This window comes from Bradyrhizobium sp. CCGUVB23 (assembly GCF_024199885.1).
Classification (GTDB): domain Bacteria; phylum Pseudomonadota; class Alphaproteobacteria; order Rhizobiales; family Xanthobacteraceae; genus Bradyrhizobium.
Genome location: NZ_JANADQ010000001.1, coordinates 136,790 through 153,179, shown reverse-complemented (window position 1 = coordinate 153,179; position 16,390 = coordinate 136,790). Strand labels below are relative to the sequence as shown.

General features: G+C 64.5%; 15 protein-coding genes. 7 read left to right on the top strand and 8 right to left on the bottom strand.

The features are described 5' to 3' along the window. Window positions 1–69 precede the first annotated feature (69 nt). Window positions 70–711, top strand: coding sequence for a TetR/AcrR family transcriptional regulator (locus NLN62_RS00675; RefSeq protein WP_027525827.1), 642 nt, complete (start codon window positions 70–72; stop codon window positions 709–711). Here the strand turns inward: NLN62_RS00675 and NLN62_RS00670 are convergent. The 4 genes from NLN62_RS00670 to NLN62_RS00655 all read right to left on the bottom strand — a co-directional run bounded on the left by NLN62_RS00670 (window position 708) and on the right by NLN62_RS00655 (window position 4,767). Beyond that, window positions 708–1,346 carry an aspartate/glutamate racemase family protein gene (locus NLN62_RS00670; RefSeq protein ID WP_254107012.1) on the bottom strand — a complete coding sequence of 213 codons (639 nt, stop codon included), beginning with the start codon at window positions 1,344–1,346 and terminating at the stop codon, window positions 708–710. The two genes, NLN62_RS00675 and NLN62_RS00670, sit on opposite strands and share 4 nt — an antisense overlap. 169 nt (window positions 1,347–1,515) lie before the next feature. Then, window positions 1,516–2,529, bottom strand: coding sequence for an amino acid ABC transporter substrate-binding protein (locus tag NLN62_RS00665; protein WP_254107011.1), 1,014 nt, complete (start codon window positions 2,527–2,529; stop codon window positions 1,516–1,518). Window positions 2,530–2,541: 12 nt separating this feature from the next. Continuing rightward, window positions 2,542–3,891 carry an aspartate aminotransferase family protein gene (locus NLN62_RS00660; protein WP_254107010.1) on the bottom strand — a complete coding sequence of 450 codons (1,350 nt, stop codon included), beginning with the start codon at window positions 3,889–3,891 and terminating at the stop codon, window positions 2,542–2,544. A 3-nt stretch (window positions 3,892–3,894) separates the two neighbouring features. Continuing rightward, window positions 3,895–4,767 carry a MurR/RpiR family transcriptional regulator gene (locus NLN62_RS00655; RefSeq protein WP_027525831.1) on the bottom strand — a complete coding sequence of 291 codons (873 nt, stop codon included), beginning with the start codon at window positions 4,765–4,767 and terminating at the stop codon, window positions 3,895–3,897. A 107-nt stretch (window positions 4,768–4,874) separates the two neighbouring features. Here NLN62_RS00655 and NLN62_RS00650 point away from each other — a divergent pair, with 107 nt between their 5' ends. From NLN62_RS00650 to NLN62_RS00640, 3 genes are all read left to right on the top strand, one after another. Continuing rightward, window positions 4,875–6,062, top strand: a complete 1,188-nt coding sequence (locus tag NLN62_RS00650) for an amino acid ABC transporter permease (RefSeq protein ID WP_254107009.1) — start codon at window positions 4,875–4,877, stop codon at window positions 6,060–6,062. A gap of 2 nt (window positions 6,063–6,064) precedes the next feature. After that, window positions 6,065–7,165 (top strand): amino acid ABC transporter permease, encoded by a 1,101-nt coding sequence (locus tag NLN62_RS00645; protein ID WP_254107008.1) that lies wholly within the window; start codon window positions 6,065–6,067, stop codon window positions 7,163–7,165. Window positions 7,166–7,263: 98 nt separating this feature from the next. Beyond that, the gene (locus tag NLN62_RS00640; protein WP_254107007.1) at window positions 7,264–8,694 is read left to right on the top strand and encodes a fibronectin type III domain-containing protein; all 1,431 of its coding nucleotides are present in this window, start codon (window positions 7,264–7,266) and stop codon (window positions 8,692–8,694) included. 35 nt (window positions 8,695–8,729) lie between these two features. On the opposite strand, the gene NLN62_RS00635 is transcribed toward NLN62_RS00640, so the two are convergent. Both NLN62_RS00635 and NLN62_RS00630 read right to left on the bottom strand, forming a co-directional pair. Beyond that, window positions 8,730–10,151 (bottom strand): amidase, encoded by a 1,422-nt coding sequence (locus NLN62_RS00635; RefSeq protein ID WP_254107006.1) that lies wholly within the window; start codon window positions 10,149–10,151, stop codon window positions 8,730–8,732. A gap of 124 nt (window positions 10,152–10,275) precedes the next feature. Continuing rightward, window positions 10,276–11,052: an SDR family oxidoreductase gene (locus NLN62_RS00630; RefSeq protein ID WP_254107005.1), complete on the bottom strand. Its 777-nt coding sequence runs from the start codon at window positions 11,050–11,052 to the stop codon at window positions 10,276–10,278. Window positions 11,053–11,243: 191 nt separating this feature from the next. Here NLN62_RS00630 and NLN62_RS00625 point away from each other — a divergent pair, with 191 nt between their 5' ends. Continuing rightward, entirely contained in the window at window positions 11,244–12,317 is a 1,074-nt protein-coding gene (locus tag NLN62_RS00625) for a tartrate dehydrogenase (protein ID WP_254107004.1), read from the top strand. 92 nt (window positions 12,318–12,409) lie between these two features. After that, window positions 12,410–13,051 (top strand): hypothetical protein, encoded by a 642-nt coding sequence (locus NLN62_RS00620; protein WP_254107003.1) that lies wholly within the window; start codon window positions 12,410–12,412, stop codon window positions 13,049–13,051. A gap of 158 nt (window positions 13,052–13,209) precedes the next feature. Here NLN62_RS00620 and NLN62_RS00615 read toward each other — a convergent pair whose 3' ends face one another. Together NLN62_RS00615 and NLN62_RS00610 are read right to left on the bottom strand one after the other, a co-directional pair. Continuing rightward, window positions 13,210–14,460, bottom strand: a complete 1,251-nt coding sequence (locus tag NLN62_RS00615; RefSeq protein WP_254107002.1) for a Zn-dependent hydrolase — start codon at window positions 14,458–14,460, stop codon at window positions 13,210–13,212. Window positions 14,461–14,491: 31 nt separating this feature from the next. Further along, a complete protein-coding gene (locus NLN62_RS00610; RefSeq protein ID WP_254107001.1) occupies window positions 14,492–15,409 on the bottom strand; it encodes a LysR family transcriptional regulator in 918 nt (305 codons plus the stop codon). 119 nt (window positions 15,410–15,528) lie between these two features. Here NLN62_RS00610 and NLN62_RS00605 point away from each other — a divergent pair, with 119 nt between their 5' ends. Further along, window positions 15,529–16,344 (top strand): putative hydro-lyase, encoded by an 816-nt coding sequence (locus NLN62_RS00605; RefSeq protein ID WP_254107000.1) that lies wholly within the window; start codon window positions 15,529–15,531, stop codon window positions 16,342–16,344. Window positions 16,345–16,390: the final 46 nt, after the last annotated feature.

Below are 16,390 nucleotides of genomic sequence, written 5' to 3'. Positions count from 1 at the left end.
AAGTTATAGTATATTACATTGCGGACGGGCTTTCCCTGTCAAGCGCAAACTTATAGGTTTCCGCTCAACATGCCGACGCAACTCGCCCGCAAGCCGCAAAACGCCTATCACCATGGCGATCTTCGTGATGCCCTGATCAAGGCCGCCCTGCGCGAGGCCGAGCAGGGCGGGGCGGAGGCGATCAGCATCAAGGCACTGGCGAAGGAACTCGGCGTGTCGCAACCTGCGCCGTATCGTCATTTCGCCGACCGCGAGGCGCTGCTCGCCGCGGTGACGGCGGAAGCCTTCCGGCAATTCACCGCTGTGCTGCGCGAGGCCATGGCGAAGCCATCGAAGCAGTCGAGGCTTTCGCGGCTCGCCCAGGCCACGCTGGATTTCGGCCTGCGCCGCAACGGCATCTACCGGCTGATGTTCGCCTCGCGCACCGTCTCCTGTGCGGACGCGGGGAGCGAGTTGCACGCGGCAACCAACGAGACCTTCGCGCTCGTGATCGAGGCGCTGGAGGCGCCGGCCGTCGGCTATTTGCGCGAGCGCCATGCGCTGAAGATCTGGGCCGCGCTGCACGGCGTGGTGATGTTGGCCGAGCAGGGCATGCTCACCGGCCGGTCGGCGCATACCACGCGCGAGGAGCTGGTCGAGGATTTCGTCGCCGAGACCAAGCTCGCGCTGGAGGTCGCGATCAAGGGAGTGCGCCGCGGCAAAGCCGACTAGCGCGTCGCCGACAACAGCTTCATCAGTTTCAGCACGGCGCTGTCAGGCGTCGTCACCACCGGCTTGCCGGTCGCATCCGCAACCAGCGGCGCGGTGGACGCGATGCTGAATTGGGCGAGCGCGATCACGTCGCAGTCGCGCAGGTCTTTTGAGGCTTCCGCAATCAGGCGGTCGTGCGTGGCGCGGTCGCCACGATCGAGCGCGGCGAGGGCGCCTTCGGCGAGCTTCGGTACGATCTCGACAGAGGCGGGAAACTCCGGCGGCATCGATTGCAACGTCGGCGGGAAGGTCGAGAGCAGGCCGATGCGCGGGCCCATCGTCACCGCCTGCTCGATCATCGCTTCATTCGGCTTCAGGACCGGCTTCGGCGCATGCGCGCGCGCAACCGCCTCGATGCAGGGCCCGAAGGCCGAGCAGGTGAACAGGATCGCGTCAGCCCCGGTCGCGACGGCATAATCCCCGAGCGCGAGGAAACGGTCGGTCATGGCGTCGGTGAGCGCGCCGTCGCGCGCCAGATCCGCCGACAGGCTGTCGTCGAGCAGGTTCATCAGTCGCGCCTCCGGCCAAAGACGCGCAAAGGCCGACTCGATCGGCGCGATGGAATGCTTGAGGGCGTGGATCAGGGTGATGCGCATGAGGTTTCGTTGCTGCCTTCTCATCCCTCTCCCCGTTCTTACGGGGAGAGGGTTGGGGTGAGGGGCTCTATCCATACGAAAAGGTGAGAGATGGACTCGCGGAAGCGCCCCTCACCCGACCGCTACGCGGTCGACCTCTCCCCCTAAGAACGGGGCGAGGCAAAATTCTTTACTTGAACGGAATGGCGTACATCAAGCCGCCCTTGCTCCAGAGGCCGTTGAGGCCGCGCTCGAGCTTCAGCGGGCTGCCTTTGCCGACGTTGCGCTCGTAGATCTCGCCGTAGTTGCCGGTCGCCTTGATCGCCGTGGCCAGCCACTTGTTGTCCAGCCCAAGCCGCGAGCCGAGATCGCCGGAGGTACCTAACAGCCGCTGCACCGCGGGCGTCTGCGACTTTGCCATCTCCTCGACATTGGCCTGCGTCACGCCGAGCTCTTCCGCCTCGATCAGCCCGTAATGCAGCCAGGTGATGATGTCGCTCCAGACTTCGTCGCCATTGCGGGTAAAGGGTCCGAGCGGTTCCTTGCTGATGGTCTGCGGTAGCACGACATAGTCGGCCGGGTTTGGCGCGGCGGTCGTGACCGCGCCGGCCAGTGCCGAGGCATCCTGGGTCATGGCATCGCAGCGGCCGCCGAAGAAGGTCTGGTACATGGTGTCGACGCGGTCGAACACCAGCGGCTTCCAGTCGATGCCGTTGGCGCGGCCGTAATCGCCGAGCGTCACCTCATGGGTGGTGCCCTGCGCGACGCAGACGGTGGCGCCCTTGAGATCCTTCAGCTCCTTCACGCCGAGGTCCTTTTTCACGACAAAGCCCTGGCCGTCGTAGAAGTTGATCGGTCCCTGCCGCAAGCCCAGCGTGACACCGCGCAAATAGGTCTGCGTCGAGTTGCGGTAAAGCACGTCGATCTCGCCCGATTGCAGCGCGGTGAAGCGGTTCTGCGCGGTCAGCGCGACATAGCGCACCTTGTTGGGATCCCCTAACACGCCGGCGGCGAGCGCGCGGCAGTAGTCGACGTCGAGGCCCTTGTAATTGCCCTGCGAGTCCGGCGCGGAGAAGCCGGCAAAGCCGGCGCTGACGCCGCACACCAGCGTGCCGCGGCTCTTCACCGTGTCCAGCGTCGCAGCCGACGCCACGCTGCCCGAAGCCGCAAGCAAGCCCGCCGCGATAATCACGTTCCTCATCATGCTACTCTCCCCTCACTGATTGACACTACGCAAGACGTTGTCGACGGCCGTGCCGAGCTTGTCGACAATCAGGTCGATCTCGCCCGCCGAGGCGATGTAGGGCGGCGCCAGCAACACATGGTCGCCGCGGACGCCATCCACGGTGCCGCCGCCGGGATAGCAGCCGAGCCCCTCGGCGAAGGTGGCGGCCTTGATCTTCTGATGCAGCTTGAGCGCCGGATCGAACGAGGTGCGCGTCGCGCGATCGGCGACGAGCTCGATCGCCCAGAACAGGCCGCGGCCCCTGATATCGCCGACATGGCGGTGATTGCCAAAGCGCTCGGTCAGCCGCTGCTCGAGCTGACGTCCGCGCTCCCTGACCTGGTCGAGCAGGGCGTCCTCGCGGATCACCTCCTGCACGGCGAGTGCCGCGGCGCAGGCGAGGGGATGGGCGAGATAAGTGTGGCCGTGCTGAAACGCACCGCTTCCGGCGCGGATCGTGTCGACGATCTTGCCGCTTGCGAGCATCGCGCCGATCGGCTGATAGCCGCCGCCAAGACCCTTGGCGATCGCCTGGATGTCGGGCGCGATGCCTTCCTGCTGCCAGGCATGCGTGGTGCCGGTGCGGCCCATGCCGCACATGACTTCGTCGAGGATGAGCAGCGCGCCATGGCGGTTGCAGATCTCGCGCACCGCCTTGAAGTAGCCATCCGGCGCAGTGACGGCACCGGCGGTGGCGCCGACGACCGGCTCGGCAAGGAAGGCTGCGACGGTGTCGGGACCGAGCCGCTGGAACTCGGCTTCGAGTTCGGCGGCCAGCCGTGCCACGAACGCTGCATCGGACTCGTTGTCGTGCTTCTCGTGATAGGCAAAGGCCGGCGTCACATGGCTGAAGGCGCCGGACAGCAGCGGCGCATAGGGTTCGCGGCGCCAGGCGTTGCCGCCGGCGGCGAGTGCGCCGAGCGTGTTGCCGTGATAGCTCTGGCGCCGCGCGATGAAGTGTTGCCGTTGCGGCTCGCCGCGCTCGATGAAGTATTGCCGCGCGAGCTTGATGCTGGCTTCGATCGCTTCCGACCCGCCGCTGACGAAATAGGCGTAGGCGAGCCCGCCGGGCTCATCGCCGACCAGCGTCTCGGCCAGCCGCTCCGCCGCCTCGGAAGAGAAGAACGCGGTGTGCGCATAGGCCAGTGTCGAGGCCTGCTTCGCCAGCGCCGCGATCACGCGCGGATGCTGATGGCCGAGGCAGGAGACCGCGGCGCCTCCGGAGGCGTCGATCACGCGCCGTCCGTCCTCGGCGAAGAGGTAAACGCCTTCGCCGCCGATTGCCTTCGGCGGCGTCTCGCGCAAGGAACGGTGCAGCACGTGGCTCGTGCGGGTGCCCATGGCTCAACCTTTCTCTGATACGTAGATGGAGGTAGCGGTCAATCGCGCCTCGGTGTCCTGGAGGCGCTTCTTCGCAGCCGCGCCGCCGAGCGAGAACGTCACCGCGGCGAGCGACTGCGCGATCGCGATCGCGCCGGTGAGGCTCGGGAAGAATCCGGGCGAAGACGCAGCTTCAAACAGCAGCACATGGTCCGCGCCTTCGGCCATCGGCGCGGCAACGCTGTCCGCGATCGAGATCAGCGTCGCGCCGGCGCGATAGGCGGCTTGCGCCACCCGGACGCTTGCGCCCGTGTAGGGCGTGAAGCCGATCACGACGACCGCTTCGCCGGCACGGAAGGCGCCGATGTCGAGATCGTCAGGGCCGGAGCCGCCGACGATCTGCACCTCACCCGCGCGGAACAGCCGCAGCTCATAGTTCAGGAGCTCCGCAACACTGCGGCAGCTTCGGAAGCCGGCAATCCAGATGCGCTTGGCGTCGTGCAATGCCTTTGCGGCATCGGCCACGGAGGAGGCCGAGATCCGCGGCAGGCCCAAAGCTTCCGCTTCGAGCTTGTCGCTGATCAGCGCGACGTCGGAATTCGGACCGTGGCGGCGCCCTTTGGCGCGGCCCGAGAAGGGCGAGGTCTGCGACGGCCGTCGCGCTTCCGTCAGCGCCGCGCGCAACGCGTCCCAGCCGGAATAGCCGATCGCCTTGGCAAGCCGCGTGAACGCGGCAGGGTCGGCGCCCGCTTCGGCCGCGAGATCGCGCATCGAGCGGGTGGTGGCGTCGTAGTCATTGGCCGCGACAAAACGTCCGACCTCCTGCAGCCGCATCGGGAGCGATGGCAGTGCGCTGCAGAGTTCGCTCAGGGGTGAGGATTTCGCTGGTTCGGCCATGAAACATTTGTTGCATATATCGCCGATTGGTGCAACAGTTGATGCGCGCCAACGAGGCGCATGGCCGGAAATCGCTGCTTTCAAAGCGCTTTGAGGATTTTTGTGCTGTGACGACCGATAGCCCCAGACCACCGCCGCGCCGGACATTCTCGCTCGCGCTGGGAGGCCCGCAGCTCAAGGGCCTGCTGTGGCAGATCCTCGTCGTCGGCATTGCCCTCGCCATCATCGCCTTCCTCTGGTCCAACACCGTTCACAATCTCTCGGCGCGCCGCATCTCCACCGGCTTTGCGTTCCTCGGCCGCGAGGCCGGCATGCCGATCGCCGACAGCCTGCTCGCCTACAGCCCGAAGGACACCTACTTCTGGGCGTTCGTCGTCGGTGTCGCCAACACCTTGCGCGTCGCCGTCATCGGCATCGTGCTCGCGACGATCCTGGGAACGCTGATTGGCATCTCGCGCCTATCGGCCAACTGGCTGCTGTCGCGGCTCGCTGCCGTCTATGTCGAGGTGCTGCGCGACATCCCGCTGCTGTTGCAGCTCCTGTTCTGGTACGTGCTGATGCAGGCGCTACCGGCCGCGCGCGCTGCATGGCGGCCGATCGAGGGTGTCTTCCTGTCCAATCGCGGTCTGATTCTGCCGTCGATCCCGATCGGCGAGGGGCAGCTTTGGGTACTCGGCACCGCCCTTGCCGGCGCGGTCGTGTTTTACGTCATAAGGCGGGCTCTGATCGCGCAGCAGATGCTCGACGGCAGGCCTCGGCCGGCCTGGCCTTTTGCGCTCGGCCTCATCGTCGCGCTGCCGGCGCTGTTGTCGTGGCAGCTCGGTGTGCGCTGGACCATCGCCTGGCCCGAGCTGCGCGGCTTCAACTTCGTCGGCGGGTTGACGCTCGCGCCGGAATATTTTGCGCTGCTGATCGCGCTCGTGACCTACACTTCGGCCTTCATCGCCGAGATCGTGCGCAGCGGCATTCAGTCGGTGCCGCGGGGACAGTGGGACGCCGCCAACGCGCTCGGCCTGCGCCGCAGCTTCATGCTGCGGCAGATCATCCTGCCGCAGGCGCTGCGCGTCATCGTGCCGCCGATGACGAGCCAGTATCTCAACCTCACCAAGAACTCCTCGCTCGCGGTTGCGATCGGCTACCAGGACGTGGTCTCGATCGCCAACACCACGCTGAACCAGACCGGGCAGGCGATCGAGGCGATTGCGCTGATCATGGCGGTGTTCCTGACCATCAGCCTGTCGATCAGCTTCTTCATGAACTGGTACAACGCGCGCATCGCGCTGGTGGAGCGCTGACGATGACGGCGATCACTGACGTTCCGCGCACTGTCCGCCGGCCCCAATCCGGCAACCGCGTGCTGCGCTGGGTGCGCGCCAACCTGTTCTCCTCAATCCCGAATGTGATCATCACGCTCGTGCTCTTCGCAGTGCTCGCCAAGGGCGTGATCAGCTTCGTGCAATGGGGCATTGCGAACGCGGTCTGGCTGACGCCTCCGAATGACTCCAGTGCTTGCCGCGCGGCGCGCGGCGTCGGCGCCTGCTGGGCCGTCATCCCCGAAAAGTACCGCTTCATCCTGTTCGGCACCTATCCGTTCGACGAGCAGTGGCGGCCGCCGCTCGCGGTCCTGCTCTTCATCGCGCTGTTCTACGTCTCGACCCGCCGCGCGTGGTGGCGGCGCGAGCTCGTCTATGTCTGGATCGCTGCGCTCGCGCTGATCAGCGTGTTGATGTGGGGCGGCGTCTTCGGGCTGTCCTTCGTCTCGCGGGACCGCTGGGGCGGATTGCCGGTGACGCTGATCCTGGCGACCTTTGGCCTCGCGTTCGGCTTCCCGCTCGGCATCCTGGTGGCGCTCGGCCGACGCTCCAAATTGCCGGCGATCCGCTCGCTCTGCGTGCTCTATGTCGAACTGATCCGCGGCGTACCGCTGGTGAGCCTCTTGTTCATGGCAAGCGTGATGTTTCCGCTATTCATGCCCGGCGGCTTCAACATCGACAAGCTGCTCCGCGCGCAGATCGCAATCATCCTGTTCGCCGGCGCCTATCTTGCCGAAGTGATCCGCGGCGGTCTCCAGGCCGTGCCGCGCGGGCAATATGAGGCCGCCGACGCGCTCGGGCTATCCTACTGGCGCAAGCAGCACCTGATCATCCTGCCGCAGGCCATCCGCCACGTCATCCCGCCGCTGGTCAATACCTTCATCGCCTTCTTCAAGGACACCAGCCTCGTCCTGATCATCGGCATCTTCGACCTGCTGACGACAGCCAAGACCGCAATCATCGATCCCGCCTGGCAGCAGTTTTCGGTCGAGGTCTACATCTTCATCGCCGCGATCTATTTCGCCTTCTGCTTCGCGATGTCGCGCTATAGCCGAAGCCTCGAGGCGCAGACGACGGGACGATGACGTTGGTCGCAACCTGCCGAAAGTTTGCGCTTGCGTAGATTGCTGATCTAAAGTTGTAATACCATAGATTGAGCTACAGTCGATTTGGCGAGGCCGTCATGCGCGTGGCCGTTTCGCAACAATACATCGTCACTTTGATCGTCGCCGCCGTCATCGGCGTGTCGCCGCTTGCTGCCGAGCCCGCGGGGTTGCGCAGCTATCAGGCCCCGATCGGTGAGAGTTCGATTTCAGGGATTTCGTCAGGCGCATTCATGGCTGTGCAGTTCGGCACGGCCTGGTCGTCGGTCATCAAGGGCGTCGGCGTGGTTGCGGGCGGCCCTTATTGGTGCGCCAAGGCGGACGCGTTCGATGCCGTCACAGGGTACTGGGGGCCGATCTGGCGGGCCACGGGTGCCTGCATGAAAGGGCCCGCGACGGATCTGCATACGAGCGATTTCACGGCAAAGGCCGATGCGAAGGCAGCGGCGGGCGAGATCGATCCGCTCAGCAATGTGAAGAGGCAGAAGATCTATCTCTTTCACGGCTACAATGACGCGGTCGTCGACAAGGCGGCGACCGACGCGACCGCCGATTTCTATCGGCACTATATGGGTGATGCCAATCGCGGCAACCTGTTCTACCAGACCGCGCTCGGCGCGGGCCACTCGTTCGTCGTGACCAGACAGGACGCTCCTGGTCTCAACGACTGCAAGGGCAACGCCGAGCCCTATATCGACCAATGCGGCTACGATCAGGCCGGCATCATCCTGCAGCACATCTACGGCCGCTTGAATCGGCCCAATCCCGCGCAGCTTGCGGGCTCGGTGAAGAGCTTTGATCAATCCGTCTATACCGGGCCGGATGTGCCCGACGCGCTGAGCATGGGCGACACCGGTTACGTGTTCGTGCCTCAGGATTGCGAGCAGGGCGCCCCGTGTCGCGTCCACGTCGCGCTCCACGGATGTAAGCAGGATGTCGGCGACATCGGCCGCCGGTTCGTCGACGAGGCCGGCTACAATGCGTGGGCCGATACCAATCACCTGATCGTCCTCTATCCGCAGACGAAGGCCAGCCCATATCTGCCAGGCAATCCGCAGGCGTGCTGGGATTGGTGGAGCTATGTCGACCATGAAGACAGCTACGTGACGAAGTCCGGATCGCAGATCAGGGCGATCAAAGCCATGCTGGACGCACTCACGGCGGGCAGCCCGGCGTCGGACGACGCGACCGCGTCATCCCTGTCCGCACCTCAGTGGGTCACGGCGATCGATGCGTCGGACACCGGCATCGACCTCGCTTGGTTGCCGGTGGACGGCGTGACTGCCTATCGGGTTTGGCGTGCGGGGACCGATGGTGCGTTCCAGAGGATTGGCGAGGTGACGGGCGCGAGCTTTGCAGATTCCGGCCTTACACCGCAGACGACATACCGCTGGCGCGTCTCCGCCGTTCGGAACGGAACGGAAGGGCCTGCCTCCGAGGACGCGATCGGCACAACGCAGTCGCCGCCTCCTCGCTGCAACGATCCCGGCTCCTGCCCGATCGCCGAATAGCCAGGCAGCACTGCGTCGACGCGCGAAGCGAGGCTTTACTTCTTTACCCTCGGATCGATCGGCGTCGTCCCACGCACGCCCAGAATATCCTCCAGCACCTTTGCACCCGCGATCACCTCGGCATCGCCGCGGGGAGTGGCAACCACCTGCACGCCGACCGGCAGTCCGGATGCGGTGAAGCCGCAGGGCAGCGACAGGGACGGGCAGCAGGCGAGCGTGATGGCGGAGACGATGCCGAGCCACTCGATGTAATTGTCGAACCGCTTGCCGTCGCATTCGGCGACATAGCGGTTCTCGATCGGGAACGGCGGTACGATCGTCGTGGGCGTGAGCAGGAGGTCGTAGGTTTTGAAGAACTCGACCGCACGCGCCGTCATCGCAAGGCGTTGCGCCTCCGCGCGCGCGATCTGGTCGACCGTGAGTCTGAGCCCTTCCTCGATGTTCCAGATCACTTCGGGCTTCAACAGATCGCGCTTTTCGCGCAGGAGCTTGGCCTTGCTCATGGCGAAGTCGAGCGCGCGCAGCACGTGGAAGCATTCAAGCGCCTCGCGCCAGTCCGGGTGCGCCTCTTCCACGATCACGCCGGCCTCCGCAAAGCGCTCCGCCGCCTTCCGCGTGATCGCCTTGACCTCGGGGTCGACGGGCGTGATGCCGAGGTCGGGCGAATAGGCGATGCGCTTCGGCTTCTTGCCCGAGCGGGCCGCGGAGAGGAACGAGGTCGCCGGCGCCGGCAGCGACAGCGGATCGGCCGCATATTCGCCGCTCATGGCGTCGAGCAGCAGCGCAAGGTCCTCGACGTTGCGCGCCATCGGCCCCTGCTGGCCGAGATTGCGGTCGACGCCGGCCGCGGGCGTATGCGCGACGCGGCCGATGCTTGGCCGCATGCCGACGATGCCGCAAAAGCTCGCCGGGCTGCGCAGGCTGCCGCCCATATCGGAGCCGTGCGCGAGCCAAGCCGTGCCGGTCGCAAGTGCCACCGCCGCGCCGCCGGATGAGCCGGCCGCCGACTTCGACGTGTCCCAGGGATTGAGTGTCGCGCCGAACACCTCGTTGAACGTGTTGGCGCCGGCGCCGAATTCCGGCGTGTTGGATTTTGCGTAGACGACCGCGCCATTGCCTTCGAGATGTTCGACCAGAAGGTCCGATCGCACAGGGATGTTGTCCTTGAAGATCGGCGAGCCCTGCGTGTTCAGCACGCCGGCAACGTCGGTCAGATCCTTGATCGGCACCGGCAGGCCGGCGAGCAGCCCGCGCTCGGCGATCGGCTTCTGCATCAGTGCGGTGGCGCTTTTCCGCGCGCGATCGAAGCACAGAATCGGCAGCGCATTGACCTTGCCGTCGACCTCCGCGAGGCGCTTCTCCAGCGCGTCGAGAAGATCAAGTGGCGTGACGTCGCCCGAACGCAGTTTGTCGACCACGGCGCAGGCAGTTTCGCGGATCAGGTCTTGGGCTGACAATTAGGATTCTCCTGTTGTTACCAAGTGCGCCGTCATTGCGAGGAGCGAAGCGACGAAGCAATCCAGACTTTCACCGTGGAGACATTTCTGGATAGCTTCGCTTCGCTCGCAATGACGGGAAAACTCAACCCCAACCCGCGCTGATCCCGCCATCCACCGTATAAATGACGCCCGACGTATAACCGGAACGGTCCGAGGCCAGGAACGCGATCAGATCGCCGATCTCGCGCGCATGCGCAGGCCGGCCGAGCGGCAGGCTTTTCTGGAATTCCTTGTAACGGTTCTCGTCGCCAAACTGGTGCTTTGCGCGGGTCTTGAGCAGCATGACGTGGCGGTCGGTCCCGACCGGGCCCGGATTGATGCCGACCACGCGGATGTTGTCGGCGAGGCTCTTGCCCCCGAGCGCACGTGTGAAGGCCATCAGCGCCGCATTGCCGGCGCTGCCGCAGATGTAGTTGGCGTCGAATTTCTCGCCGGCCGCGCCGATGTCGTTGACGATCACGCCGCCGCCGCGCGTCTTCAACTGGGCGTAGATCATGCGCGTGAGATTGATGTAGCCGAATACTTTCAATTCCCAGGCGTGACGCCAGGTCGCTTCGTCGATCTTGTCGATGGAGCCGCCGGGAATGTCGCCGGCATTGTTGACGAGGATGTCGATCCCGGCGGCCTCCTTGGCGAGCCGCGCGACGTCTTCAGCTTTGCGCAAGTCAACGACGCTCGTCGCCGCATCGATCTGATGCGCCGAGCGCAAACGGTCAGCCAGCGTCTTGAGGTGGTCGCCGCTGCGGGCGGCGAGCAGGAGGTGGCAGCCTTCCTCGGCGAACGCCTCGGCAGCGGCCGCGCCGATGCCTTTGGACGCGCCGGTGATCAGGACGCGCTTGCCACGCAGATGCAGGTCCATGTGGATTCTCGCTGACGTCGGGGAACAGGATGAAATCAGTAGGCGGTCGCCCGTGCCATGGTCAACATTGCAGTGCAGCGTTGCGCTGCTGGCGAGTTTGGTCCATTGCAGGCCTATCAACCAGGGCCCATGGTCGGCCCGGCCAGATCAAGCCAGGACAATTTCCAAAGAAAGCTTCCAGGACAACCAGAATGAGCAAGAAACAATACCGGATCGCGGTGATCCCCGGCGACGGCATCGGCAAGGAAGTGATGCCCGAGGGGCTGCGCGTGCTGGAGGCGGCCGCGAAGAAACACGGCGTCTCCGTGCAGTTCGATCATTTCGACTTTTCGTCCTACGACTATTACGAGAAGCACGGCCAGATGATGCCTGACGACTGGAAGGAGAAGATCGGCAAGCATGACGCGATCTACTTCGGCGCGGTCGGCTGGCCGGCAAAAATTCCGGATCACGTCTCGCTGTGGGGGTCGCTGATCAAGTTCCGCCGCGAGTTCGACCAGTATGTGAACCTGCGCCCGGTCCGGCTGATGCCCGGCGTGCCGTCGCCGCTTGCGAACCGCAAGCCCGGCGATATCGATTTCTGGGTGGTGCGTGAGAACACCGAAGGCGAATATTCGTCCGTCGGCGGCCGCATGTTCCCGGATACCGACCGCGAATTCGTCACGCAGCAGACCGTGATGACCCGCGTCGGCGTCGACCGTATCCTGAAATTCGCCTTCGAGCTCGCGCAGTCGCGGCCGAAGAAGCACCTGACCTCGGCGACCAAGTCCAACGGCATCTCGATCACCATGCCCTATTGGGACGAGCGCGTGGAGGCGATGGCGAAGAAGTTTCCGGGCGTGAAGTGGGACAAGTACCACATCGACATCTTGACGGCGAACTTCGTGCTGCATCCGGACTGGTTCGACGTCGTGGTCGGCTCCAACCTGTTCGGCGACATCCTCTCCGATCTCGGCCCCGCCTGCACCGGCACCATCGGCATCGCGCCGTCGGGCAACATCAACCCCGAACGCAATTTCCCGTCGGTGTTCGAGCCCGTGCACGGCTCGGCGCCCGATATCGCGGGGCAGGGCATTGCCAACCCGATCGGCATGATCTGGTCGGGCGCGATGATGTTCGAGCATCTCGGCGAGAAGGAAGCCGGCAAGTCGATCGTCGACGCCATCGAGCGCACGCTCGCCGAACGCACGTTGCGCACGAAAGACCTCGGCGGCAACGCCGACACGACCGCCTGCGGCAAGGCGGTCGCGGAGATGGTGGATTAGGCCTCGGTGCGCAGGGTGGGTTAGCTGAAGACTAACCCACCCCTTATGCGGCACAAAAGCGGTGGGTTACGCTTCGCTAACCCACCTTACGATTGCTTCGTCGCGATTTCTTTCGGCGTGCCTCGAACCCGACATCAACGGGCTTCGACAGAGAAGCGGATGACCAAGCCGCGGCGCAACTCTTACCGAAACCCAACCGTGAAACTCCGATGAAAAGTCCTGCTGTCTTTGTCTTGTTTCTGGCGCTGACGCCGACCACAGTCTGCCTGGCCCAGACCGCGCAGAAGCAGGCCTGCAATGTGAACATCGACGTTACCGATACCGACCCCAAGGGCACCAATGTAAGGGCAACTCCGGGCGGAAATGCCATCGCGTTGCTGAAGAACACCACGAGTGACGGCTGGATCGGCGTGCATGTCACCGGCCAGTTCGGTGACTGGTACGAGATCGACCGCGCCAATCTGATCGACGCCGATCAGCCATCAGGCGGCAAGGTCATTTTCCAGGGAAAGGGGTATCTGCACAAAAGTGTGGTGGGCATCAGCGGTCTGCAAAACGGCGGCGTAGTCTATCGCAATCACGATATCCGAACTGACCTGGTCGATTCTCACGTCTCCGGGGATCAGCGTGTCGACATGTTGGGCTGCTGGGGCGAATTTCTCAAGGTTCAGGTCAAGAAGGGCATCGGCTGGACCACGGCGATCTGCACCAACATGAACACGACCTGCAACTGACCATCAGGGCAGCTGCATCGAGCTGGGGCGGAAGGCGTACCCACCACCTATGTGGCCAGAAAAGCGGTGGGTTACGCCCAGCGAACTGCGCTTCGCGCAGTGGCAAGGCTAACCCACCCTACGAGTTTCTAGTCCGCGGCGACGACAACGCCCGTCTCTCAAGACGCAACGCCGGCGATCGCCAGCACGGTGTGCATCAATACGTTGGCGCCAGCGGTGCAGTCTGCCTGCGTCGCGTCTTCCAGCTCGTTGTGGCTGATGCCGTCCTTGCAGGGTACGAACACCATCGCCGCCGGCATCACGGTGTTGAGGTTGCAGGCATCGTGACCGGCACCGGAGGTGATGCGGCGGCTGGAATAGCCGAGCGTATTGGCGGCATTCTCGACGGCCGCAATGAGCTTGGGATCAAAATGCGTCGGCACCTTGCGCCAGACCAGATCAAGCTTCACCTCGACCTTGCGCCGCGCGGCGATCTCGGCGATGGCCGCGCGCAGGTTGCGATCGAGCGCGTCCATGATCGCGGCATCTGCGCTGCGGCAATCGATGGTGAAGGCGATCTCGCCGGGGATCACGTTGCGCGAGGGATTTGCGATCACGGCCTCGCCGATGGTGCCGACGGCTTTCGGCCCGTGCTTCTTCGCGATGGCCTCCATCGCCAGCACGATTTCGGACAAGGTCGCCAGTGCGTCGCGGCGCAGCGGCATCGGCGTCGAGCCGGCATGGCTTTCGAAGCCGGTGATATGGCCGTCATACCACAGCACGCCCTGGCCGGAGTCGACGACGCCGATGGTCTTGGCTTCGGCCTCCAGGATCGGTCCCTGCTCGATATGCAGCTCGACGAAGCAGCCGAGCTTCTGGAAGCCGACAGGCTTGTCGCCGCGATAGCCGATCGTATCGAGCGCCTGGCCGACCGTGACGTCCTCGGCGTCCTTGCGCGACAGGATATCGTCGGTGGTGAAATCGCCGACATAGGCGGCGGACGCCATCATCGCGGGCGCAAAGCGCGAGCCTTCCTCGTTGGTCCAGTTCACGACGCAGATCGGCGCCTCGGTCACGATGCCGGCGTCGTTCAGCGTGCGGATCACCTCGAGCGCGCCGAGCGTCCCCAGAATGCCGTCATACTTGCCGCCGGTCGGCTGCGTATCAAGATGCGAGCCGATGCCGACAGGCAGCTTCGACATGTCACGGCCCCTCCGCAAGCCGAACATCGAGCCGAGCGCGTCGATGTGCACCTCGAGGCCGGCATCCTCGCACGCATTGCGGAACCAGTCGCGCACCTGCTTGTCCTCGGCGCTCAGTGTCAGCCGCCGCACGCCGCCCTTCTTCGTCGCGCCGAATTGCGCGGTCTCGTGGATGGAGCCCCAGAGGCGGGCGGAATCGATTTGCAGATTGGTGGCGGCTCGGCTCATGCGTCTATTTCCATTCCTGTCAGGCCCAATTTCAATGACGCGCCGTCATCTCCGCGTCAACCACGAGACTCTTTTGCGCGATCTGCCGCGCGAGATCGGCGACGCGCTCGACGGCGATGACGTCGGGCGAGGCGAGCCAGCTTGCCGTGAAGGTCAGCGGCGTGATGTTGAGGTCGGTATCGAGCAGCTGCAACCGTCCGTCGGCGAGCTCGTTCTCGACGATCGCGGCGGGGATCACCGCGATGCCAAGTCCCTCGACCGCCATGTGGATGACGGTCGCGAGCGACGCGGAGGCATGCAGACGGATCGGGGGCAGCTCGGGCCGGTCGAAGACCTCGCGCACGGCCTCATACGGTCTGGTCTTGCGCGGGAAGGTGATGATCGGAAAGCGCGCAAGGTCCTGCCTGGTGACCGGACCGTGGCCGAGCCCGAGCGAAGGGCTTGCGAGAAAGCCGATCGGATATTCCGTCAGCACGCGGTTATGCACGCCGGAAGCCGATAGCGGTCCGACCACGAAGGCAAGCTCGATCTCCTGTGCCAAGAGGCGCGCTGTGAGGTTCGGCGTGATGTCGACCTCGATCTCGAGCGACAGGTTCGGGTAGATCTCGTTCACGCTCTTGACGAGCCGCGGCAGCCAGGTGTGCACGATGGTCTCGGCGACACCCAGCCGCATCACGCCGCGCATCGCCGACGCGTTGCCGATCTCGGCCATCATCGCCGCGCGCAGGCCGATCAGCTTTTCCGCATAGACCATCATCTGCCGGCCGCTCGGCGTCGGCGAGGCGATCCGATGATCGCGGTTGAGGAGCTTGACGCCCATCTCGCGCTCGAGCTGGGCAATGCGCTGGGAGATCGCCGGTTGGGTGGTGTTGAGCCGTTGCGCGGCCCCGCGGAAGCTGCCGAGCTTCACAACCCAGAGGAAGGTTTCGATCGACCTGAAGTCCAGCATTGGACGGAGTTTTCCAATCGATAAATGGAATTTATCGATCTATATTAGAAAGGAAGATTAGACTTTATAGCACGGCTGGTGTTGGCTGTCCTTGTCGAGATTATAGGCAGGTCGATCAAATGACTGTTTTGGTGGCAGCGCAGCAAACTGAAACAAACGACGCCCTTCCGAGCCGTCAGGCGCGGCTCGCTTATCGCAGCGGACAGGTCGGCTCGACGGCCGGCGTCGCCCCCGGCTTCGTGCAGGGCAATCTGGCGATCCTGCCCGAGAAATACGCCAGCGCCTTTCACCGCTTCTGCCAGCTCAATCCAAAACCGTGCCCGATCATCGGCATGTCCGACGTCGGCAGTCCGTACATCCCCGCGCTTGGCGCCGATCTCGACATCCGCAGCGACGTGCCGCGCTATCGCGTGTGGCGCGACGGTGAGGTCGTGGAAGAGCCGACCGACATCACGAAACACTGGCGCGACGACCTCGTGACCTTCGTGCTCGGCTGCTCGTTCTCCTTTGAAGAGGCGCTGCTCGACGAGGGCATGCCGATCCGCCACATCGAGCACAATGTGCGCGTGCCGATGTACCGCACCAACATCGCGTGCGGCGCCTCGGGACCGTTCGCGGGCCCAATGGTGGTGTCGATGCGTCCATTCAAGCCGGCCGATGTGATCCGCGCGGTGCAGATCACCTCGCGCTACCCCGCCGTGCACGGCGCGCCCGTGCATCTCGGCCATCCGCACCTGATCGGCATCAAGGACATCGCCAAGCCCGACTACGGCGATCCCGTGCCGGTCGCCGATGACGAGATCCCGGTGTTCTGGGCATGCGGCGTCACGCCGCAGTCCGTCATCAATGCCGCGAAGCTGCCGTTCGCGATCACGCATTCGCCGGGGCTGATGCTGGTGACGGACCTGAAGAACAAGAACATGGCCGTGATTTAATGGGCAGCGTATGCTGCTTCTTCGGGCTTTACCGTACACACCAATC